General features: G+C 54.4%; 19 protein-coding genes. 12 read left to right on the forward strand and 7 right to left on the reverse strand.

The annotated features are described in order from the left end of the window. The first annotated feature begins 7 nt into the window (after positions 1-7). From DZC51_RS12080 to DZC51_RS12100, 5 genes are all read left to right on the forward strand, one after another. A complete protein-coding gene (locus DZC51_RS12080; RefSeq protein ID WP_157296244.1) occupies positions 8-550 on the forward strand; it encodes a TRAP transporter small permease in 543 nt (180 codons plus the stop codon). A 46-nt stretch (positions 551-596) separates the two neighbouring features. Beyond that, positions 597-1,778 carry a thiolase family protein gene (locus tag DZC51_RS12085; protein ID WP_157296246.1) on the forward strand — a complete coding sequence of 394 codons (1,182 nt, stop codon included), beginning with the start codon at positions 597-599 and terminating at the stop codon, positions 1,776-1,778. 155 nt (positions 1,779-1,933) lie between these two features. Further along, a complete protein-coding gene (locus DZC51_RS12090) occupies positions 1,934-2,827 on the forward strand; it encodes a serine hydrolase (RefSeq protein ID WP_157296248.1) in 894 nt (297 codons plus the stop codon). A gap of 114 nt (positions 2,828-2,941) precedes the next feature. Then, positions 2,942-3,478, forward strand: a complete 537-nt coding sequence (locus DZC51_RS12095) for a DUF1643 domain-containing protein (protein WP_157296250.1) — start codon at positions 2,942-2,944, stop codon at positions 3,476-3,478. A gap of 6 nt (positions 3,479-3,484) precedes the next feature. Continuing rightward, entirely contained in the window at positions 3,485-3,880 is a 396-nt protein-coding gene (locus tag DZC51_RS12100; protein WP_157296252.1) for a hypothetical protein, read from the forward strand. 95 nt (positions 3,881-3,975) lie between these two features. Here DZC51_RS12100 and DZC51_RS12105 read toward each other — a convergent pair whose 3' ends face one another. From DZC51_RS12105 to DZC51_RS12115, 3 genes are all read right to left on the reverse strand, one after another. Then, positions 3,976-5,211: a metal-dependent hydrolase family protein gene (locus tag DZC51_RS12105; protein ID WP_157296254.1), complete on the reverse strand. Its 1,236-nt coding sequence runs from the start codon at positions 5,209-5,211 to the stop codon at positions 3,976-3,978. A 15-nt stretch (positions 5,212-5,226) separates the two neighbouring features. Next, positions 5,227-6,399, reverse strand: a complete 1,173-nt coding sequence (locus DZC51_RS12110) for a hypothetical protein (protein WP_198304119.1) — start codon at positions 6,397-6,399, stop codon at positions 5,227-5,229. Positions 6,400-6,899: 500 nt separating this feature from the next. After that, on the reverse strand, positions 6,900-8,093 hold the full coding sequence (locus DZC51_RS12115; protein ID WP_157296256.1) for an aminotransferase class I/II-fold pyridoxal phosphate-dependent enzyme: 1,194 nt from the start codon (positions 8,091-8,093) through the stop codon (positions 6,900-6,902). 184 nt (positions 8,094-8,277) lie between these two features. Here DZC51_RS12115 and DZC51_RS12120 point away from each other — a divergent pair, with 184 nt between their 5' ends. The 7 genes from DZC51_RS12120 (at position 8,278) to DZC51_RS12150 (ending at position 16,793) form a co-directional block, all read left to right on the forward strand. Beyond that, positions 8,278-9,297: a DctP family TRAP transporter solute-binding subunit gene (locus DZC51_RS12120; RefSeq protein ID WP_157296258.1), complete on the forward strand. Its 1,020-nt coding sequence runs from the start codon at positions 8,278-8,280 to the stop codon at positions 9,295-9,297. 91 nt (positions 9,298-9,388) lie between these two features. Further along, positions 9,389-9,868, forward strand: a complete 480-nt coding sequence (locus tag DZC51_RS12125) for a TRAP transporter small permease (RefSeq protein WP_157296260.1) — start codon at positions 9,389-9,391, stop codon at positions 9,866-9,868. Continuing rightward, a complete protein-coding gene (locus tag DZC51_RS12130) occupies positions 9,865-11,148 on the forward strand; it encodes a TRAP transporter large permease (protein WP_157296262.1) in 1,284 nt (427 codons plus the stop codon). The genes DZC51_RS12125 and DZC51_RS12130 overlap by 4 nt, the downstream gene beginning before the upstream one ends. Before the next feature lie 15 nt (positions 11,149-11,163). Then, positions 11,164-11,499, forward strand: coding sequence for a cupin domain-containing protein (locus DZC51_RS12135; protein WP_157296264.1), 336 nt, complete (start codon positions 11,164-11,166; stop codon positions 11,497-11,499). Positions 11,500-11,754: 255 nt separating this feature from the next. Beyond that, a complete protein-coding gene (locus DZC51_RS12140) occupies positions 11,755-13,398 on the forward strand; it encodes a serine hydrolase domain-containing protein (protein ID WP_157296266.1) in 1,644 nt (547 codons plus the stop codon). A 13-nt stretch (positions 13,399-13,411) separates the two neighbouring features. Beyond that, the gene (locus tag DZC51_RS12145; protein WP_157296268.1) at positions 13,412-15,520 is read left to right on the forward strand and encodes a glycoside hydrolase family 3 protein; all 2,109 of its coding nucleotides are present in this window, start codon (positions 13,412-13,414) and stop codon (positions 15,518-15,520) included. Between the two features lie 13 nt (positions 15,521-15,533). Then, entirely contained in the window at positions 15,534-16,793 is a 1,260-nt protein-coding gene (locus tag DZC51_RS12150; RefSeq protein WP_157296270.1) for an exo-beta-N-acetylmuramidase NamZ family protein, read from the forward strand. A 39-nt stretch (positions 16,794-16,832) separates the two neighbouring features. Here the strand turns inward: DZC51_RS12150 and DZC51_RS12155 are convergent, their stop codons facing one another. From DZC51_RS12155 to DZC51_RS12170, 4 genes are all read right to left on the reverse strand, one after another. Continuing rightward, entirely contained in the window at positions 16,833-18,026 is a 1,194-nt protein-coding gene (locus DZC51_RS12155; RefSeq protein ID WP_157296273.1) for an amidohydrolase, read from the reverse strand. Continuing rightward, positions 18,026-19,282, reverse strand: a complete 1,257-nt coding sequence (locus DZC51_RS12160) for a cysteine desulfurase-like protein (RefSeq protein WP_157296275.1) — start codon at positions 19,280-19,282, stop codon at positions 18,026-18,028. Before DZC51_RS12160 ends, DZC51_RS12155 begins: the two co-directional genes overlap by 1 nt. Positions 19,283-19,487: 205 nt before the next feature. Then, positions 19,488-20,600, reverse strand: a complete 1,113-nt coding sequence (locus DZC51_RS12165; protein ID WP_232524134.1) for a C40 family peptidase — start codon at positions 20,598-20,600, stop codon at positions 19,488-19,490. A gap of 343 nt (positions 20,601-20,943) precedes the next feature. Continuing rightward, positions 20,944-21,472 (reverse strand): peptidoglycan-binding domain-containing protein (locus DZC51_RS12170; protein WP_198304120.1); only part of this gene is annotated, 529 nt, incomplete at its 5' end.

Below are 21,472 nucleotides of genomic sequence, written 5' to 3' on the forward strand. Positions count from 1 at the left end.
GAAAATGATGCGCACTGTCGATCAGGCATATCGTGCCTTTCATTATGTGAAATATGCAGGGCTATTGCTGAGCGGAACGACGATATTCGTCATGATGGCCTTTATCGTCATTGATGTGGCGACCAGAAACCTGATGGGCTCCAGTGTATTCGGAAGCTATGAAATCACCCAGTATTTTCTGATGCCGCTGGCGTTCTTTCCGGCACTTGCCTATGCGTACGGTTCAGGAATCATGCCGAAGCTCGAGATGCTTACGAACCGCCTCAAACCGGTATTGCGGCGGAATATCGCCATTCTCATGATGGGCATTGAGCTTGTTCTTTTCAGCTTGCTGACTTTTTACGGTTGGCAATATGCTCTTTCCGGTACACGGGAGCAACTGGGCTTCAGCATGAAGGGCGGGATTGTGCCCTATTATCCGATCCTGTACTTCATCCCGCTCGGATTCCTGCTGCTGTCCGTTGAGATTTTGTTTTTGATCATCAAGAGCTTCGGCCAAAAAGAGCCGGCCTTGGAGACGAAATTGGAGACAGCAGAGGTTGATGCCTGAGACCGGGAATACAATTGAATTGCAATCAGGAAGCGAGGAGTCTTTAATGAAGAACGTTTATATCCTGGATGGTGCACGAACACCCTTCGGCTCATTCGGAGGCAGTCTGAAAGACATGGAAGTATCAGACCTGGGAGCGGTTGCGGCAACTGCCGCGATAGAACGAACGGGAATCCCGGCGGCTGAACTCGAACAGGCTTTCTTCGGGAACGTCATCCACTCGAGTGAGAATGCCCCGTATCTGGCGCGACATGTGGCTTTGAAATCAGGCGTTCCTGAAGAGTCACCGGCACTGACGGTGAACCGGCTTTGCGGTTCGGGGCTTCAGGCGGCCATCAGTGCCTCCCAGGCCATCCTGCTGGATGAAGCGAGCGGCGTGATTGCCGGTGGCGCGGAGAACATGTCGATGACGCCCCATGTTGTTAGGGACCTCCGGTTTAAAATGATCAAGATGGGTGTTCCGCACTTTGAGGACGTGTTGAGTAGTACGCTGTCTGACCCATACATCGGTCTTGGCATGGGCATTACAGCCGAAAACCTGGCGGATAAATACGAGATCAGCCGCGGGGAACAGGAAGAGTTTGCGCTGATGAGCCAGCAGCGGGCAGCTGAAGCCCGGAGTAAAGGACGCTTCAAAAAAGAAATCATTGCGGTTTCGGGCAAGAATGGCGAAGTATCGCTGTCTGAAGATGAATATATCAAACAAGACGCCAATCTGGAGAAGATGAAAAAACTCCGGCCTGCATTTAAAAAGGATGGCAGTGTAACAGCAGCCACATCCAGCGGCATCAATGATGGAGCGGCAGCGCTCGTCATGGGCGATGATGTCCTTGTAGAACGGCATGGAAAGAAACCACTTGCAAAAGTCGTCTCTTGGGGAATCAGCGGAGTGGATCCCAAGATCATGGGGATCGGACCCGTTCCCGCAACCAGGCAGGCACTGAAGCGCGCGGGGCTGGAGATGTCGGATATCGATCTCATTGAAGTGAATGAAGCCTTCGCCGTTCAGGTGCTGGCCGTTCAAAGGGAACTCGGATTCCAAATGGATCGGCTGAATGTCAATGGCGGGGCCATTGCGCTCGGGCATCCGGTAGGTGCAAGTGGTGCCAGGCTGTTGCTCACTCTTGCATACGAACTGAGAGAACAAGGAAAGCGCTACGGGGTGGCCAGCCTTTGCTGTGGCGGCGGTCAAGGGGTCTCCATGATCATTGAGAACCTTGAGGTTTGATAGGGAGTCCGGTGATTTAGGGGGGCTCCTATACTTAGAGTAGACATGTAGTAAACCAAGAGACTCGGCAAATTTTGCGCCCGAGTCTCTTTTATTATGAGAACAAATAGCGGAAAATTAATACAACATCGATTTAGTTGAAAAGGGGGAGCGACGTGAGACTCCAAAAGAAAATCGAGAAACTGCTTAACGAAACCGACGCCACCTTCGGCATCTCCATCAAGCACCTCCAGTCCGGGGAAGAAGTCCGCATCCATGCGGATGAACCGTTTCAGATGGCGAGTGTATTCAAGGTGCCGATCCTGCTTGCGCTGTTCGAGCAGGTGCATGAAGGCCGGATTGACCTGACTACTAGGATTGCACTCACAGAGGAGGAACGTGTACCGGGCTCGGGCATTTTGCAAGAGCTCGACCCGGGGCTGCCGCTGACGATCAAGGACCTGGCCACCCTCATGACGATCGTCAGCGACAATATGGCGACCGACGTCCTTCTTGGAATGCTTGGGAAGAATGCAGTTCAGGATACGGTGAGGAAGCTTGGTGCGGAGAACATGATGATTGTTCATTCCTGCTGGGAGCTCTTGAGCCTGGCGGTGGGAATGGAGCCGGTTCCGTACAGCGAGGAATCTTGGAAGCAGCTGACGGAGCGGCTGGAGATGGATGTGGACGAAGAGCCGGGCGATGAGAATCCGGTAATGAGGACAGACAGGGCGAACAATCTGTGCACTCCAGATGACATGACGGCGATCCTGTCGAAGTTGGCGGAGGGGGCGTTTATCAGCCCGGCGGTTTCCGATACTGTCCTCGACATTCTCTACCGTCAGCAGCTGAACGACCGCCTTCCTGCCAGGCTCCCTGCCGGAACGAAGGTCGCCCACAAAACCGGTACGATCGCTTCCGCCGTGAATGATTCTGGCATCATCGACCTGCCTGGGGGTAAAGCCAGGCTCATCATTAGCATCTTCTCCTCCGGCAACCCGACGACCGAAAGCGGGGAAACGGTGATCGCCCGTATTGCCGAAACTGCCTATCAATATTTCACAGAGTAAAAGGAGATTCGTTTTCATTAGATTTGAGTTTCTATCATAACTTAGAGAAGCAGCTGTTTAGCTGGTTCTTTTTTTAATGGTAGAAGAAAGTAATAGAGCGAAGGGGGCAGGGGGATGGTCGTCTGGAAAGAAGAGAATGTCCGGATCGAGTCTGGGCTTTGGTCGAATGATAAGCACGTGTTGGTGATGTTTGACCATACGGACACACACCGCTACCGGTTAAGCGTAACTTGGGAGACAGGTAAGCCCGAGTGCCTGTTCGTGATGCTGAATCCGAGTACGGCGGATGCGGGAAAGCCTGATGCGACGCTGAATCAGTGCATGAACATCGCCAGGCATCAGGGGAATGGGTCACTTGAGGTTGTGAACCTTTATTCGCTCAGGACGAAAAGCCCTAAAGTTCTCTTTGAATCAGATGAACGCCATCATTCCCCGAATGACAGCCACCTGGCGGATGCGATCAGAAACGCCCGGCAAGTCATCGTGGCATGGGGGCAGCATGGCGGAAATGAAGGCCGTGATCGGGTGGTCTTGGACATAATCCTTGAAGCCGGAAAAATACCATACTGCCTGGGGAAAACGATAGGCGGAATGCCTCTGCATCCGCTCTTCCTGCGATCCGATACGCCGCTCGTTGAATATACAAGCTGACCGGCCATGAGACGAAATCCGATTCTCCGTATCCTGATGAAAATCGGACGGATCACCGAGCAGGTTTCCCGGAAGAAGAATGATCAACCATACAACCGCGGGGAAATGGGCGAGTGGGTGAACCAGGGAGATGACTGGGAAGAGGACTGGGTCTGGATCGACAGCGATAAGGCCAAGTCGCTTTACCGAATCTGTTACCTCAACATTTATAAACGGGGTGGCGGCCATGACTGTATCGTTGCATGGGAGTTAGATCCGGATGCCGATCACGTCCAGGAAACGGCCTATCGGCACATCGATCAGGCTGTCTTCATCTGGTCCAGGTATTACAGGCACAAAGGGAAAATCACCCTCACCCGGGAAGTGGAGGATGAGGAGTGGGAGGGAGATGCGTGGTTGTGAGAGGGACATCCAAACAAAAAGCGCAGACAAAGCGAATGCCTTCGCCTTGTCTGCAGCCTGGTGCGCATCTCTCATGAGGTGCGCTTATTTTTTATTTATTGACCCTTTACCAATTCTCCGTCTTTCAGGACAGTCAGAATGTTGGTAGGGTCTGAGAGGGAGTAGATGTCTTCCAGCGGATTGCCTTTCACGATGACCACATCCGCCAGCTTGCCTTGTTCCAGCGTTCCCACCTTGTCTGCCCAGCCCATGCATTCCGCAGCAGACTTGGTGGAGGCGACGATGGAGTCCATCGGCGTCATGCCGCAGTCGACCATCAGGCCAAGCTCGCGGAGGTTGGTGCCATGAGTGAATACGCCGGCATCAGTGCCCATCGCGATGTTCACGCCGGCCTGGTAGGCCTTTGCAAAGCTTGCTTTATGGTGTTCGATGACTTCGGCGGATTGCTCCACGGCCGATTGGGGCATGCCGACTTCTTCCGCGGTTTCCAGCACGGCGACCGGGGCAAGCAAGGTCGGCACGAGATAGGTCCCGTTTTCTTTCATCAGTTCGATGGCTTCGTCGTCCAGATAGATGCCGTGTTCAATGGAGTGGACGCCCGCTCGGACCGCGTTCTTGATGCCTTCCGCGCCCTGGGCGTGGGCCATCACCTTGATGCCTTTGCGGAACCGGGCTTCTTCCACGATCGCCGAAAGTTCCTCGAATGAGTATTGGGTGAACTCAGGGTGGTCGGTCGGGCTGAGGACGCCGCCGGTGGCGTGAACTTTGATGACTTCCGCTCCGGCACGCAGCATCTCACGTGTTTTCTTCCGCACTTCATCAACGCCGTCCGCAATCCCGTTCGGCATGCCGCGGTAGCCGGAAGGGGAGATGTCAAACACATCTCCGTTCACTTGCATGCCGTCGCCATGTCCCCCGGTGATGGTGAGGGCATTGATGCTAAGCTGGATGCGCGGTCCCTGGATCAGCCCGTCTTCAATGGCGCGTTTGACGCCGAGGTCGGTTCCGAGTGCGTCCCGCACAGAAGTCACGCCCGCGTCGAGTGTCGCCTTCATGTACGCCATCGCCTGATAATACATATAGCTGAAAGGCGTCGACAGCCGCTGCTGGAGCGGCGTGTATTCAAACATCATATGGACATGCGTGTCGATGAATCCCGGAAGGACGGTGTTGCCTCCCGCATCGATCACTGTCTCTTCACCGGTTTTCGTGTAGCCCGAAGCGTCTCCGATGTAGTCGATCTTGTTGTTTTTCACGACGACGATGCCCTGGAGCGGATCGCTTCCGGTGCCGTCGATGATTTGCCCGTTTTCGATGATGGTCGTAGTCATTAAGGATTCCTCCAATTATAAGAATGAAACGAGTATACCTGCGATGAAGACCGAGGCGACGGTGACCGTCGTAAATCCGCCGATCAGCATCGGGGTCAGCAATTCGTTGAAAATGAGTTTTTCCTCATCTTTTGTCCGGGCCGTGCTCCGTGCGACTTCTTCACACAGCAGGTAATCGCCCGGGAAGCCGAAAAGTGCCGTAAGTGCAACCGGCATCCCTTTTAGTGGATCCCATTTGACGAGTTTCGCGCCTACATATCCGCCGAGCGCGATTCCGGCCGTTCCGAGGATGATGATCGCGGCAACTGCCGGAAGCTGCGTCATGACATCCTGAGGGGAGACACCTGCCATGGAACCAATGACGACGAACATGATGCCGACCAATGTCAGTGTGAACGAGTTCGCCTTCACGAGGGACTCCTGCTCGAGGAAGCCGATCTTTGCGCCGATGATACCGAACACGAGGCACCAGATGCTGTAGTTGATTGGTGTAACAGAGCCGAGGACGACGCCGAGTGCACCGGCAACAAAGACGAGGAACAGCCGGATCGTCATGCTGGAGCGCACAGGACCGAGTTTCTTGGTTTCCGCCAGTTCTTCGGCAAGTTCGGAATTCATCGGTGTGAAGGTGCCCGCGTCGATCTTGCCGATCAGCCGCTTGGCATAGGCACGCATAAAGTTAAGGGCGAGCGGCATGCCGAGAAGTCCCTGGAACGCGACGATCAGTGCCGGGATCAGGGCAACCGTTCCGAGATCCAGTTCCTGCAGTTTTTCAGTCGTGATGATCATTGCGACCACGCCGCCGCTGATCGGACCCATGCCCGCGACAGCCGTCTCGAAATTAAAGACAAACGGAATGATCGCGAAAATCAGGATGGCCGCCACGACAACGCCGGACAGCGCGATGATGACTGCACGGTACTGCTCACGTAGGACCTTCATCGGGATCAGTGTTCCCATATGGACGATGGCCGGCCCGATCAGGATGGCGCCGAGCGCTGCGAACTGGGAGCTTTCCAGGATATTATCCGGGAAGATGCCCGTCCAGGTCAGGAGCATGAAGCCGACCATGGCGGTCAGCAACATCGGCACACGGGCGCGTGACACGATTGAGAGCCATTCGCCGAACGCGATCAGTGCAAAAACGAGCACAGTGGCAACAAGTGGAGAATGTATGATATCTGACATAAAAAGCCTTCCTTCCAAGCTGATTCATTGCGCCAACCGAGTTAGCTAAAGCAATGAACTGATTCTACAGAAAATAAGGAAGAATAGTCAATGGAATTTTTAGAAATATATCGGATTTTGTATATTAATTTTTAATGAGTGAAGTGAAAAGTCTTGCTGTTCAAGGGGTTAGAGGGTAAGCAAGAGTTTGAAAGTAAAACAATATTTATTCTCAAGGGGATTAATGGAGGCGCTTTCAATGATTTTTTGTGACAATAGCTTCCAATTATAGAGACAGAAGAAACGGCACCGGAAATCCATCCGGTGCCGCTTACTGATTTAAATAGAGAGATTGATTTCGTCACTCGTCCATTCAATCTCGTCATTCAACAGAAAAGTTTCGTCATTCGTTTCCTGGGAGAGGGTGAATGACGAAACTACGGTCACGAATGACGAAACTACGGTCACGAATGACGAAACTACGGTCACGAATGACGAAACTACGGTCACGAATGACGAAATTACATCCCGGAATGATGTAATCGGGACAACGAATGTTCCTGGACAAAAGCTTCCATCCGGTCCATGGCTTTCACAAGGTTCTCCATGGAATTGGCATAGGAGATCCGGATATGGCCTTCCCCGTAGGCGGTAAAGGAGCTGCCCGGTACGACCGCGACGTGTTGACGGTCCAGCAGCTGTTCAGCGAATTCATATGAAGTCAGGCCGGTTGCTTTAACTGATGGGAACAGATAGAAAGCCCCGTCGGGTTGTTCCACTGCGAGCCCCATTTGGCGAAGGCGGTTCATGACATAGTTGCGGCGCTCGATATACTGTTTGTTCATCTCTCCCGGAGCATTCCTGCAGTGATCAAGCGCTTCAATCGCGGCATACTGGCCCGGCAGGGAAGCGCAGATGGTGCTGGAGAGATGGACCTTCAGGATCTGCTCCATAATGTCCCGGGAACCCAGCGCGAATCCGATCCGCCATCCGGTCATCGCATGTGATTTGGACAGGCCGTGGATCAGAATGAGCCGGTCCCTAATTTCCGGGTAGGAGGCAAAAGAAATATGGCCGTCCCCGTAGGTGTTTTCACTGTAGATCTCGTCGGAGACGACCCACAATTTGTGTTTGCTGAGGACACCGATCAACCCATCCATCGCTTTGCGTGTGAGGGTGACGCCTGTCGGGTTGGAAGGGTAGTTGAAGATCACCGCTTTTGTGCGCTCTGTGACCAGTGCCTCCAAAGCCGCAGCATCTGGCTGGAAGCCGGTTTCAGTTGTATCCAGGTAAACAGGTGTTGCCCCGGCCAAACGAATAACCGGCTCATATCCGGAATAAATCGGGGCGGGAAGGATCACTTCATCGCCTTCATTTAATAATGTGCGGAGTGTAGAGTCGATTCCTTCGCTCGCCCCGTTGGTGATGACGATTTCATTATCAGGATCGTAGTGGAATCCGTACTTCTCAGTGAAAAATGCCGATACGCTTTCGCGCAGTGCTTGAAGTCCGGCATTGTGTGAGTAACCGGTCAAATTGTCGTTGATGGCGCTGATTGCAGCTTGCTTGACCCGTTCGGGTGTCGCAAAGTCCGGTTCGCCGATCGTCAGGTTGATCCCGTCAGGAATACGGGCGACCCTGTTTGCAAATACCCGTACACCGGGAGTGCTGATTTCTAGCGCTTTCTTGTTTATTCCGTGCAACTTATCCGTCATTTGAAATCCGACCTTCCGCAGCGTTCATGTCCTCATGAAAGCTGTGATTTTTTATGTGAAACGAATTGACAAACAATTTGGGGTGCAGTAATCTTTATAACTATACATAAATACTAATATATATTAGTTTCGGAATAAAGGGAAAATCAGATTTTTAATCTATAAAAGCGATGAGGGAGTCATGATGAAAATAAAACAGCTTAGATTTGCTTGGATAACAGCCGTTCTTTCATTGACTGTTCTTGCGGCAGGATGCAGCCAGTCCGACCAGGCGGAAGCCGACAGCGAACAAGTCCGCCTGCAGTTCGGTCATGCCATCTCTTTGGATACACCTGCCGCGGAGCTGATCGAGGAAATGGCGGCGAATGTCGAGGAGCAGACAGGGGGGCGCGTGGCATTTGACCTTTATCCGAACAGCCAGTTGGGCTCCGAGACCGAGATGATTGAACAGGTGCAGATCGGCTCGATGGATTCAGCCGCGATCATGGTCGGTACGATGCAGTCGATGGATATCCGGATGGCAATCGAGGATTTGCCTTATATGTGGAAGGACACCGAGCATGCGCGTGCCGCCTATGACGGGGAATTCGGTGACTACCTGGGCGATATCGTTTCCGGGTATGGCCTGAAGAAGATCGGCTACCTGGAATGGGGGCAGCGGCATCTGACCAACAATGATGGGCCTGTCGTGAATCCGGAAGACCTGAAGGGTATGAAGATCCGGGTGGCTCAGTCGAGTCTCAGGATCGACGCATTCGAGCAGGTCGGCGCGTTGCCGACGGCGATGGCATTCAGCGAAGTGTACGGAGCGCTCCAGCAGGGGGTTCTGGATGCACAGGAAAACCCGCTGGCGAATATCGTCGCTCCGAAGTTTGATGAGGTGCAGGATTACCTGTCTTTGACCGGCCATTTTTATAACACGGTCATGCTATTCGTGAATGATGAGACATGGGCATCGATTTCCCCTGAAGACCAGAAGATCATTTTGGCTGAAACAGACAGGATCTCGAATGAAATCCGCGAGCGGAATGACGGGATGGAACAGGAATACCTCGATACGCTCGAGGAACGGGGCATGGAAATCAACGACAATGTCGATACGGAAGCGTTCCGTGAAGCCATGCTGCCGGTCTATGACAAATGGGAAAAAGAACATTTCGGAAGCGAACTCATGGACGTGTACCGTGCCGCTTCCGGATGGTGAATAAATAACACGAAAAAACACAGGCCACCGCCTGACCGGCGGAATCCCGCACCGATGGCTGTTTGCATCAGGAACAATAGGAGGAACACTCTTGGAAAAGCTGGCTACGATTTTGGCAAAGATCTTATCATACTTATGTATCATCGCATTGGCTTTACTGTCGGCCATCGTGTTGGTCCAGGTCGTCTCGAGATTTTTTGATGTCTCGCTTCCTGCCACTGAAGAACTGGCAAGGCTGCTGATTGTGTGGCTGACGTTTCTGGGGTCCGCTTTGGCCATCCATGAAAAAATGCATTTGGGTGTCCGGTATTTTGTGAATCTGGCAAGTGAGCGGTACCAGCGCATCATCGATATTTTCATTTATATTCTGGTCGCCGTGCTGCTGGCCATCCTGGTCTTCTATGGCTTCAGTCTGTCGATGACTGCAATGACGACAGCATCCGCGACGATGCGATTGCCGATGGCGGTTTTCTACTTGTCCATTCCGGTCAGCTCTCTGTTCGCGCTTTACTTCATCATTGTGCACATCTTGAATCCGAACCAGGCTGAACAAAAGGAGGCGAGCTTATGATTGTCTCGATCCTGCTTGCCTTCTTCGCACTCCTGTTCCTCGGGATGCCGATTGCGTTTACGATCGGCTTTGTGTCGATCGGTGTATTGCTGGTCAGCGGTGTCCCGCTTGAAGTCGTGATTCAGCGGTTGTTCGCAGGCGTGAACAACTTTTCTTATCTGGCGATTCCGCTGTTCATCCTTGCCGGGAATATCATGGGTGAGGGCGGCCTGACCAAGAGGCTGATGGCTTTGGCTGATGCCATTGTCGGACGGTTTTCAGGGGGCCTCGGGATGACCGCGGTTGTGACGAGCGCGTTCTTCGGCACTGTGTCCGGATCGACCGTCGCCACTACATATGCCGTGGGGTCGGTCATTGTCCCGCGGATGAAAGAACAGAAATACAGCAATTCATTTATCGCGAGCATTATCGGGCCGGCGGGGGTACTTGGCCTGATCATTCCGCCGAGCATCACGATGGTCATCCTCGGGGTGACCACGAACATCTCGATCGGCAAGCTGTTTATTGCGGGCTTTATTCCAGGTATTATTCTGACTATCCTGCTTTGTTTCTATGTGTCGTGGATGTCGAAGAAGAAAGGCTTTGGCGTCGTTGAGAATGCGCATGTGAGCGGAAAGGAATTCTTGTCGATCCTCAAGTCGGCGCTGCTACCTTTGTTGTCTCCGGTCTTTATCCTCGGAGGGATTTTCAGCGGACTCGTCACGGCGACAGAGGCTGCAATCATTGCGGTCGTCTACGGATTTATTTTGGCGATGTTCTACGGCGAGCTGAATTTCAGGAAGTTCAAAGATATCATGGCGAACTCCGCTGTGACGTCTGCGATTATCCTGATCATCATTTCGTTCGCGAGTGTGTTCACCTATGTGCTGACTGTGAACCGGCTGCCTGAAGTGATCTCCGACTTCTTCCTCGGATTTGCTTCCACACCGCTCCAGTTCCTGTTGGTCGTCTCGGTCATCTTGCTGATTCTCGGCATGCTGACGGAAGTGACGTCGCTGATCATCCTGCTCGGTCCGATTTTCATGCCGATCGCGATGCAGTACGGCATCGACCCGATCCACTTCGGGATGGTTCTGATCATGAACTTCGCGCTGGCGAATATCACGCCGCCAGTCGGGCTGTCCACGATTGCCGGCGTTAACGTGACGGACAGGAAAATGGGAATCGAGCACACCTTCCCGTATATCCTCCATGTCATCGGTATCGTGGCGGTGATGGTCCTGCTGATCATCTTCGTGCCTCAGATCTCGACTGTGCTGCCGAGTCTGTTCGGGGATTAAGGAAGGAGGATCCGTATGATTAAACAGGCAGAAGAAAAAGAATTCATCGAGAAGCCGCGTGGCGGAGGGGGAAGCATGGAAATCTCCCGGATTGTCACAGCGGCAGACAAAGTTGATGGAATCGACCTGTTCGCACGGGTCACAGTCCACCCGCATTCGGCGATCGGTTACCATATCCATGAAGACGATTCCGAAGTGTACTATCTGCTTGAAGGAAAAGGTATCTTCAACGACAACGGGAAACGGGTGAACGTCCAATCCGGTGATTTCTGTGTGATCCGAAAGGGGCAGGGACACGGGATCGAAAACCCGTATGACGAAAAGATTGAAATGATTGCGGTGGTTTTTTGAATGGATGTCTGAAGTAGCGATGGATAGCCGAATGGCTGTCCATCTTTTTTTGTCCGAGTAATTACACCAGGTTGATGAGTGGTTACCACGGCATATTCTTCATTTCTTAAAATGAATAAAAAGAACCGGTGCGATTGCCCCGATTTTCGGAAAGCGCTTTCCCATTCAAGTACTTCTGTATGATAGGCACGTTTTGGCAACTCCGATAAACTTGTTTGAAAGTACTGTCAATTTAGAAGGGGAGAAGGGGAAAGCATGCTGAAAGTAACGAAGAAAGCCGGGATGGCCGCAGCTCTGGCGGGAACAATGGCGCTTGGCACTGTCTTTGCAGTGCCGGTTATGGCAGACGGGGGAGCAGTCAACAAGCACTGGGACCGGCCGGGTCCGATGTCACCGGTTCTGCATCCGGGCTCTGTGAAAGGGGCCGGAATGGTCCAGGCACCGCTGGATTCGATTGATGGGGCAATCGGTCAAAGCATTGCGGACCGGACTTTCCCGGGAGCTGTGGTGCTGGTGGCGAGGAACGGACATGTCGTGAAGCATGAGGCATACGGGCATTCAGCGCTCTATACCGATGACCGATTCACAGTGATGGACGAGCCCGTCGCCATGACGGAGGAGACGATTTTCGACCTTGCCTCCATCAGCAAGATCTTCACGACGACCGCTGCGATGAAACTGTACGAGCAAGGGCTTTTCTCGCTGGATGATCCGGTTGCCGAGTACATCCCTGAGTTTGCCGACAACGGCAAGGAGGACGTGACAATCCGCCAGCTGATGACCCATACATCCGGATTTACGGCGTGGGTGCCTCTGTACAGCCAGGGAGAGAGTCGGGAGGATCGCCTGGACATCGCTCACCGCTATCCGCTTGCCAATCCTCCCGGGACGAAATACACATACAGCGATCTGAACATGATCACGCTCGGTTCTATCGTGGAGCGGCTTTCCGGAAAGCGCCTGGACGAGTTTATCAAGGATGAGATCACCGGGCCGCTCGGGATGAAGGACACGATGTACAATCCGCCTGCATCTCTTAAAAACCGGATCGCCGCAACGGAATACCAGCCGGCGCTCGGGCGGGGAATCGTCTGGGGCAGTGTCCACGATGAAAACGCCTGGTCGCTGGATGGTGTGGCGGGACACGCCGGCGTATTCTCGACTGCGACGGATCTTGCCAAGTTCGCGCATATGTTCCTGAATGACGGCAGGTACGGCGGCAAGCGGATTTTGAAGCCTGAAACGGTCCGCCTGCTTGAGGAAAACCAGATTCCTGGGTTCCCTGGCAATGACCACGGCCTCGGATGGGAGCTGAACCAGGGCTGGTACATGGATGCGCTGGCTGATTCGTCCACGGCGGGACATACCGGCTACACCGGGACAAGCATCGCCGTGAACAAGAAAAACCAGACCATCGCCATCTTACTCACGAATCGGGTGCATCCGTCGAGGAACACGATTTCCCTGAACACGATCCGGCGGACGGTCGCGCGTCATGTGGCGGATGCCATACCGGCGCCGGTCCCGAAGCATGACGAGATGTGGTTCTCCGGCTACGGGGACAAGTTGGACCGGACATTGGAGTTCGAGTTGGACGGAGCGGCATCCGAGCTTTCGTTTGACTCCTGGCACCGCCTCGAAGACGGATCGGACTTTGGTCGGGTGGAAGTTTCGGCTGACGGAGAGAATTGGACGGAACTCGCGTCCTTGACCGGGAACGGCGGGGATATGGAGCGGGTGACGGCGGAACTGCCTGACGGGACCGAGTTTGTCCGCTTCCGCTATGATACCGACGCCTCCGTGAACGGCAGGGGCTGGTATGTCGGAAACGTGCTGGCGGATGGGAAAGCTGTCCGTCCTACCGGAGATACCGGGGGCTGGGCTTTAAGAGATTATTAAGGGGGAATGAAGCATGACGAAGATACGAAAGGTGTTGCTGTTGCCGTTTCTGATTGCGGTGCTGATTGCGACACCGATTCTGACGGGCGCGGGCACTGCGAGTGCCGCGGAAGCGCCCGGCGTCAAAGACCTGGTGATTCTCCAGAACGTGCCGGAGATTGATCTGGAAGCGGAAAACGGGGAGCTGCAGCTGACGGCACTCCATGTGTACGAGGATGGGCATTTCAAAAAGTCTGCCGATCAGACATGGTCTTCTTCCAATCAAACCGTCGCGGTGGTGGATGCGGCAGGGAAGGTGACGGTCACCGGAAAGCCGGGGAAAACATGGGTTGAGGTAACTGACGGAACGTATTCCGACCGGATTGCCATCCAGACAAAGCCCGATCCGGATGCAAGAGAATCTAAAGGCAAGCCGCCTGTAAAGGTTACGGTCGTGAAGGAAACGGGTGATCGCTACAACCTCGTGGACAACGCGATCGGCCAGATGACGATGGAGGAAAAGGTCGGGCAGATGCTCATGCCGGACTTCCGCAACTGGAAAGGAAAGAACGTCACGGAGATGCTTCCGGAGATTGAGCGTCTCGTGAAGGACTACCACCTCGGTGGCGTCATCCTGTTCCGCGAGAATGTCGTGACGACCGAACAGACGACCCGCCTTGCGGACGCCTACCAGGCAGCCTCTGAAAAGTATGGGATGTTCCTGACGATCGACCAGGAAGGCGGCATCGTGACGCGCCTTCAATCGGGGACCGACATGCCGGGCAATATGGCTCTCGGGGCGACCGGTTCCGAGGACCTCGCCTATGACACCGGCCGTGTAATCGGCGAGGAGCTGGCTTCCCTTGGCATCAATTTCAACCTGGCACCGGTATTGGACGTGAACAACAACCCGGATAACCCGGTGATCGGCGTCCGGTCGTTCGGGGAGGATCCAGAGCTGGTCGCCAGTCTCGGTACCGCATACGTGCAGGGCCTCCAGGACACGGGAACCGCGGCAACAGCCAAGCATTTCCCGGGCCACGGGGACACGGCAGTCGATTCCCACCTAGGATTGCCGGAAGTGCCTTATGACAAGGAACGCCTGATGGAAGTCGAACTTTATCCGTTCCAGCAGGCGATGAATCACGGAATCGATGCCATCATGACGGCCCACGTTACGTTCCCGAAAATTGATGACACGAAAGTGATTTCCAAAAAAGACGGCACGGAAATCCATCTTCCGGCCACGCTCTCGCACAAAGTGCTGACGGGACTCATGAGAGAGGAAATGGGCTATGACGGGCTGATCTTCACGGATGCCCTGAACATGCAGGCAATCGCCGATCACTTCGGCCCGGTAGATGCCGTCATCAAGGCGATCCAGGCGGGGACGGATATCGTGCTCATGCCGGTCGGCCTTGAAACCGTAGCGAACGGCGTGTATGACGCGGTCCGCTCCGGAGAGATTTCCGAAGAACGCATCGAAGCGTCTGTCGAGCGGATCCTGAAGCTGAAGCTAGAGCGCGGCATCCTCAAGGAAGAAAACCCGCAACCGGTTGAAGAAAAGATCGCGAACGCCCTCGAAGTGGTCGGGTCCGATGAGCACAAGGCTGTGGAACGTGCGGTGGCGGAGCGGTCGGTGACCCTTGTGAAAAACGAAGATGTCCTGCCGCTTGCTCCAAATACGGATGACCAGATTATCGTCGTCGGCAACACGTATATCGACGATCTCTATAACGCAGTGAAGGCAAAGCATGCAAACACGGTGCTGATCAAGGCGTCTGCTCCTTTGACTGAGGCACAGCTTGCCCAGGTGAGGGATGCGAAGGCGGTCATCGCCGGAACGGTCACATCGACCGTATCCCAGCGCTCCGCAACCAGCCCTCAGATGCGGATGGTCAATCAGTTGATTACAGAAACAGAAACGCCGGTGATTGGTGTCGGCATCCGGAATCCGTACGACATCATGGCCTATCCGAATACGGATGCCTATCTCGCACAGTACAGCTTCCGGACTGCAAGCTTCAAGGCGACCGCTTCGATCCTGTTCGGCGAAGTCGCGCCTACCGGAACGCTGCCGATCACAATTCCTGGTGCTGACGGCGGGGTCCTTTACGGATTCGGCCATGGCCTGACTTACTGAGGAGGGGAATCCATTGAAAAAGCGATTGATCGCCTTGCTGACCGCTCTGCTAGTTTTGTCGACTCTTACAGTTGCATTCGCCGACCATGACAAGGGCAACGGCAAGTCACAGGACCACAATAAAAACCGGAAAGGGCATGAAGTCGTGCTCGGGGTGGATGTGCTCCTCGATGAACAAAAGCAGCTGATCGAAGGCAAGCGCGTCGGGCTCATCACGAACCCGACCGGCGTCGACAATGACCTGAACAGCATCGTCGACCTGCTCCACAACGACCCCGATGTCGAACTGACGGCGCTGTATGGCCCTGAGCACGGTGTCCGCGGTGACGCGCAGGCAGGCCAGTACGTCGAATACTACATCGACGAAGTGACCGGCCTCCCGGTGTACAGCCTGTACGGAAAGACACGCAAGCCGACACCGGAGATGCTCGAGAATGTGGATGTCCTCGTCTTTGACATTCAGGACGTAGGCACCCGCTTCTACACGTACATCTACACGATGGCGCTCGCGATGGAAGCCGCAGAAGAAAAGGGCATTCCGTTTATCGTCCTCGACCGTCCAAACCCGCTTGGCGGGGAGAAGGTCGAAGGCCCGGTGCTTGATCCGGAATTCGCCTCTTTCGTCGGGCAGTACGCCATCCCGCTCCGCCACGGAATGACCGTCGGTGAACTTGCGAAACTCTTTAATGCCGAATTCGGCATCGGCGCTGACCTGACCGTCGTGGAAATGAAGAAATGGAAACGCAAATCCTACTTTGACGAAACAGGACTTCCTTTCGTCCTGCCGTCCCCGAATATGCCGACACTGGAAACGGCCCTGGCCTATCCGGGCACCGCGCTGATTGAAGGAACGAACGTCTCTGAAGGCAGGGGCACGACCAAACCGTTCGAACTGATCGGCGCACCGTTCATCAACAGCACTGAACTCGCTGCTGAACTGAACGCGCTGGAACTCCCGGGCGTCAGCTTCCGTGCGGCGTCCTTCACGCCGATGTTCTCCAAGCACTCCGGCAAACTGTCCCACGGCATCCAGGTCCACATCACGGACCGTGACGACTACAAGCCGGTCGAAACCGGACTCCACATCGTCAAGACGATCCACGATCTGTATCCGGAAGACGTCACGCTCACCAATTTCTTCGACAACCTGATCGGAAACGGCTGGATTCGCCAAGGCATCGAAAACGGCATGACCGTTGAAGAAATGAAGGCAGAGTGGGAAGAGGAGCTGGAGGCGTTCAAGGAAGTCAGGGAAACGTATTTGTTGTATTAAAGGAAAAGGGATTGGAGCAATCGGCTCCAATCCCTTTTTTTATGATGTTTGTTTTTCTTCCATAAATGCCAGCGCCGCCCCCACAAAAATCCTTACGCCGATATCCAGCGACTCCTCATCTATCTCAAACTTCGGATGGTGGTGGGGATAGGTGATGCCTTTTTCCGCATTGCCTGCCCCGATCAGGATAAAGCAACCCGGGGCTTCCTGCTGGTAGCGGGAAAAGTCTTCGCTGATCATCATTGGGTTCAGCCTTAGGAGGGCATCCGTTTCGAGGGTGTCCATGATGACCGTTTCCATCAACCCGGTGATGTTCTCTTCATTCATGACGGGACTGTAGCCGTACTCGTAGTCAAGGTCATACGCCGCCCCGTGCGCGTCGGTTACGCCCTTGATGATCCGTTCCATTTGCTTGGGAACCTGTTTCCGCACGTCTTCATTGAAGGAACGGACGGAGCCGGTGATTTCAGCGGTGTCCGGGATGATGCTGTGGGAGGTGCCGGCCGTGAATTTGGTGACGGACACGACAAGCGTTTCGAACGGATCGGTCTGCCGCGAAAGGATGTGCTGCAGGTTGCCGACCACCTGGGTGCCGATGGCGAGCGCATCGACCGTTTCATGAGGTACGGCGGAATGGCCGCCGCGGCCGTTGATCCGGATGCGGAAGATGTCGGCGGCTGCCATGAGCGGGCCGCTTTTCGTGAATACCTTGCCGGTTTCGATCGGTGCCCAAAGATGAGCGCCGATGACGGCGTCCACGTTTTCCATGACGCCGGCCTGGACGAGTGCATCCGCACCGCCCGGCAACTGCTCCTCGCCGTGCTGGAAGATGAACCGGATCTCTCCCCGCAAGTCTTCCTTCATTCCAGAGAGAATCTTTGCCGTGCCGAGCAGCATGGCGGTGTGTCCGTCATGTCCGCAGGCGTGCATCTTGCCGGGGTGTACCGATTTATATTCGGTCTCGTTTTCCTCCTGGATCGGGAGGGCGTCCATGTCTGCACGGATTGCCAACGTCTTTCCGTGTTTCTCGCCGATCAGCCGGGCCAGCACGCTCGTTGGAGTGGGGCGGGTAACTTCAAGACCTGGGAACGACCGCAGCGTCTCCTCTACAAAGCGGGCGGTCTCATGTTCCTCAAACGATAGTTCGGGGTACTGGTGCAAGTGCCGGCGCCATCCGATCACTTCCCGGCGGATGGAGTCCGCAGCGTGACCGATCGTATCCCGTGTCACCATCATGCGCGGCCTCCTGCCTGCAGGGCGGGGGTACGGACAATTTCCCTGGTCGCATCCAGGAACCGGTCGATTTCAAATTCTGTGTTGTACGGAGCAAGTCCCGCGCGAATCCAGCATCCCGACTCATGTACGCCGGCCCGCTCGGCCAGCCGGGTCGCGTAAAAGTGCCCGTCTGCCACGAATATGGAGTGCACCTCTGCCATCCTCCGGCTGAACTCTGCGGGGGATAGTCCCTCGACGGTGAATGCGAAAGTCGGCGTTTTGGCGACCGTTTCAGGTGCCTGATAGAGGCGGATGCCATCAATAGCGGCAAGCTCCCTCCGAATCTTAGCGGCAAGGGCGTTTTCGTGTTCCTCAATCCGGCGGTAGCCATCGAGGATGCGCTCGCGGCGGGTTTCTCCGTTTCCAAGGCTTTCAATGAACGCGATCGACGCCTTGACGCCGGCAATGCCGGCGAAGTTCTGCGTGCCGGTCTGAAGGTTGTCGGGGTAGTGCGCATCAGACGGGGCCACCTTATACGGCTTCAGGTCTTTGAAGACGGAAGAGCGGATGACCGCCATCCCGATATGCGGCCCAAAAAACTTATAGGCGGAGAAAAGCAGGAAGTCCGCATCCAGTTGTTCGCGGTCGATTGCAAAGTGAGGCACCGCGTGGACGGCATCGACCGCAGTGAGCGCGCCGGCTTCCCGGGCCTTCTTGATGATCGGCCGGATATCCGGAATCGTTCCGACAGCGTTTGATGCGAGCGTAACTGCCACGAGGCGTGTGCCGCTATGGATGAGGCCGTCCAGGTCGGACAGGTCAAGCGTCAGCGTTTCGCTGTCCACCGGAATCCAGTTCACCTTCACGCCTTTGTCTTCAGCCGCGGACAGCCAAGGGTCGATGTTCGCCGGATGGTCCATCTCGGTCAGGACAATCTCATCGCCAGGCTTCCAGTCCCTGCTCAGTGCCCGCGCAATCGAGAAGGCGAGAGAGGTGGCATTTTGCCCGAATGCCACTTCTGATGGCTGTGCATTCACGAGGTCCGCCACGGCTTCCCGGCTTTCCTGGATCATCGCCTCCGTCTCGCGGCTCGTCGGGAACTGGCCGTGCAGATTGGCATTGCCGCTCGTCATATACGCGACCATTGCGTCCATCGCGCCCTTTACGACCTGTGAACCTCCGGGCCCGTCCAGAAACACCACGGGTTTCCCGTGGTACGTCCGTCCAAGTGCGGGAAACTGCTTTCGGATCTCATCAATCGGATATGCTGACATGTGTTTGCGCCTCCTGTATGTTACGGGATGACCGGTTCCGAGCGGAGGTTGCAGAGGCGGGTCATGGTGAAGCGACAGAACGGACCGCTTGCCGGTTAACCAACACATTCGATAAGGGGCGGGGGAAGTCCTGTTAATAGATAAATAGAAAACCCCCTTGGACCTTCCAAATGGAAGAGTCCGAGGGGGTTAAATCTATTCACGATTAGAGCGCGGAATAGTGACGCTTGTATTCACGCTTGAACTTGCCCCAGTAGCTGTCGTTCACGCTGCTGATTGTGATTCCCTGTGAGGAGCTGGCATGGATGAACTTGCCGTTGCCCAAGTAGAAGCCCATGTGCGAGACGTGATTCGGACCGCCGTATGTACCACGGAAGAATACGAAGTCACCTGGCTGCGGGTTGCTGATGTCGAACGAGCGGTCATAGTAGCCTGCAGCAGTCGTGCGGGAATGGTTGACCCCGGATTGCTTCAGTACATAGTAAATGAATCCGCTGCAGTCAAAGCCGGAAGGAGTCATGCCGCCCCATTTGTATGGAACGCCCATTTGGGTCTTGGCGACTGAAACGAAGCTGGAGAGACCGGAGCCCGATGCTTCGGCTTTGGAAGCAGATGCCTGGACCACTTTCGAAGAATCCGAAGATCCGGATGCTTTTTGTGTTGTCTTGACAGGTGTTCCGCTTACCTTGAGCTTTTGTCCCGGATAGATCAATGTCGATTTCAGGCCGTTGAGTTCCATGATCCTGCGATAATTGGTGCCGTGCTTGCTGGCAATCCCGGCAAGGGTGTCCCCGGACTTAACGGTATAGGACGAAGCATTGGAAGTAGTTGTCGAAGCAGACGTGGTCTTGGTTGTAGTTGTGCTCGTTTTAGGAGCAGAAGCAGCAGTTGCTGTTCCGCTTACTTTGAGGACTTGCCCAACCAGGATCAGGTCGCTTTTCAGGCCGTTCAGTGATTTGATTTTAGAGACGCTTGTGCCGTGCGCGGATGCAATCCTGCTCAGCGTATCACCGCTCTTGACGGTGTAGCTCGAGGAGGAGGATTGGGTGGCCGGTTTTGCAGCAGTCTTTGCAGAGGATGCCGGTTGAGCGTTGTTTGAAGCGACAAGCTCAAGCACCTGGCCCGGGAAGATCAGGTTACTGTTGAGGTTGTTGTAGCTTTTCAGGGATGTAACGCTGACGTTGTGTTGGGAAGCGATTTTCCAAAGGGTGTCACCGGATTTGACTTGGTAAGTGTCAGATGAAGCTTCTGCATCGCCAGTGGCGATAAACGTGGCAAGTGCAGCAGTGGTCAAAGCCGAGAATACGATTTTTTTCAACGTTATTTCCCCCTGGTCAGGTTTTTTATATGTTACAAATTCAATTCAGAATGGTAGTTTCTATCTGGTCTAATAATCTATTGCTCATTTTAGCAGAGTCATAGAGGTTAATAGATTACAGTTAGATTACAAATTGCTTCATGTTTGTAATAAAACCTACTAAATTTTACAGTCCTATTAATAAAAGATTGGTTTTGCGTGAAAAAACTCGATTCTCGAATGCAGACAGAAGAAGGTCTGTTGCACAACAGAAGCATGGTGCATAAAAGAAAAAAGCTCCCTCCCAACACCGCCGGAGGCAGGTGGTGGGGAGGGAGCTTGTCTTGCAATGCCGGGTATTGAATTATTTCAGCAGGCTCGCCATCTTTTGCTGGGAAGCCGGTCCGAAGTAACCGTCCGGCGTGAGTCCATGCTTTTTCTGGAAGGCGATTGCTGCCGTGCGGGAGCCGTATCCGAAGCTTCCGTCGATTGCCATTTTATAGCCGACTTTGTTCATGTCGCGCTGCCAGTCTTTTACCGCCGATCCTGTCGCTCCGAGCGACAGTGTCTTGCCGTAGATCATGCCGCCGGACGTTGCCGGTTTTTCGGTTTTTACGGGTTCAGCCGGCTTGGAAGGCTTACTTGAGCCGTTGAGCAGGCTGGCCATCTTCTGTTGGGAAGAAGGCCCGAAATAACCGTCCGGCGTGAGTCCATGCTTTTTCTGGAAAGCAATCGCCGCTGTGCGGGAGCCATAGCCGAAGCTTCCGTCAATCGCCATCTTGAAGCCGACGGTATTCATGTCGCGTTGCCAGTCTTTTACGGCTGATCCAGTCGCACCGAGCGACAAAGTTTTACCGTAGATCATGCCGCCGGACGTTGCCGGTTTTTCGGTT

Origin of the sequence: Bhargavaea sp. CC-171006 (assembly GCF_009761675.1) — a bacterium.
GTDB classification, from domain to species: Bacteria; Bacillota; Bacilli; order Bacillales_A; family Planococcaceae; genus Bhargavaea; species Bhargavaea changchunensis.

Excerpts from the sequence above, each read along its gene's own strand:
- DZC51_RS12080 (WP_157296244.1), top strand. The coding sequence starts at position 8 with ATGCGCACTGTCGATCAGGCATATCGTGCCTTTCATTATGTGAAATAT.
- DZC51_RS12085 (WP_157296246.1), top strand. The coding sequence starts at position 597 with ATGAAGAACGTTTATATCCTGGATGGTGCACGAACACCCTTCGGCTCA.
- DZC51_RS12095 (WP_157296250.1), top strand. The coding sequence starts at position 2,942 with ATGGTCGTCTGGAAAGAAGAGAATGTCCGGATCGAGTCTGGGCTTTGG.
- DZC51_RS12100 (WP_157296252.1), top strand. The coding sequence starts at position 3,485 with ATGAGACGAAATCCGATTCTCCGTATCCTGATGAAAATCGGACGGATC.
- DZC51_RS12105 (WP_157296254.1), bottom strand. The coding sequence starts at position 5,211 with ATGACTACGACCATCATCGAAAACGGGCAAATCATCGACGGCACCGGA.
- DZC51_RS12110 (WP_198304119.1), bottom strand. The coding sequence starts at position 6,399 with ATGTCAGATATCATACATTCTCCACTTGTTGCCACTGTGCTCGTTTTT.
- DZC51_RS12115 (WP_157296256.1), bottom strand. The coding sequence starts at position 8,093 with ATGACGGATAAGTTGCACGGAATAAACAAGAAAGCGCTAGAAATCAGC.
- DZC51_RS12120 (WP_157296258.1), top strand. The coding sequence starts at position 8,278 with ATGAAAATAAAACAGCTTAGATTTGCTTGGATAACAGCCGTTCTTTCA.
- DZC51_RS12130 (WP_157296262.1), top strand. The coding sequence starts at position 9,865 with ATGATTGTCTCGATCCTGCTTGCCTTCTTCGCACTCCTGTTCCTCGGG.
- DZC51_RS12135 (WP_157296264.1), top strand. The coding sequence starts at position 11,164 with ATGATTAAACAGGCAGAAGAAAAAGAATTCATCGAGAAGCCGCGTGGC.
- DZC51_RS12140 (WP_157296266.1), top strand. The coding sequence starts at position 11,755 with ATGCTGAAAGTAACGAAGAAAGCCGGGATGGCCGCAGCTCTGGCGGGA.
- DZC51_RS12145 (WP_157296268.1), top strand. The coding sequence starts at position 13,412 with ATGACGAAGATACGAAAGGTGTTGCTGTTGCCGTTTCTGATTGCGGTG.
- DZC51_RS12155 (WP_157296273.1), bottom strand. The coding sequence starts at position 18,026 with ATGGTGACACGGGATACGATCGGTCACGCTGCGGACTCCATCCGCCGG.
- DZC51_RS12160 (WP_157296275.1), bottom strand. The coding sequence starts at position 19,282 with ATGTCAGCATATCCGATTGATGAGATCCGAAAGCAGTTTCCCGCACTT.